Here is a 361-nt window from a genome sequence, read left to right as displayed (position 1 = left end):
ACCGAAGTCACGATTGACGAAGCTTGCGCTTCATTCGTTTTTGTATTCCGTAGAATACGATTTTTGCCTCATCGTTCAGTTTTCAAAGTCCAATGTATTTCGTATGAAAATAATGGTCGGGAAGACAGGATTCGAACCTGCGACCCCTTGGTCCCAAACCAAGTGCTCTACCAAGCTGAGCTACTTCCCGAAAAGTGCACCCTGAGAGATTCGAACTCCCGACCCCTTGATTCGTAGTCAAGTACTCTATCCAGCTGAGCTAAGGGTGCATCATATGGTGCGGTCGAGAGGACTTGAACCTCCACGATGTTGCCACCACTAGGCCCTCAACCTAGCGCGTCTACCGATTCCGCCACGACCG

General features: G+C 49.9%; 2 tRNA genes. Both read right to left on the bottom strand.

The window, feature by feature from the left end:
- Positions 1-113 precede the first annotated feature (113 nt).
- A tRNA-Pro gene (locus KNQ12_RS16905) sits at positions 114-190 on the bottom strand.
- A 5-nt stretch (positions 191-195) separates the two neighbouring features.
- Positions 196-269 (bottom strand) — tRNA-Arg (locus KNQ12_RS16900).
- Between the last annotated feature and the right edge of the window lie 92 nt (positions 270-361).

This window comes from Exiguobacterium sp. s11, assembly GCF_018619015.1.
Taxonomy (GTDB): Bacteria; Bacillota; Bacilli; order Exiguobacteriales; family Exiguobacteriaceae; genus Exiguobacterium_A; species Exiguobacterium_A indicum.
The sequence above is the reverse complement of the archived record's forward strand: the minus strand, read 5'-3'. Positions and strand labels throughout refer to the sequence as shown.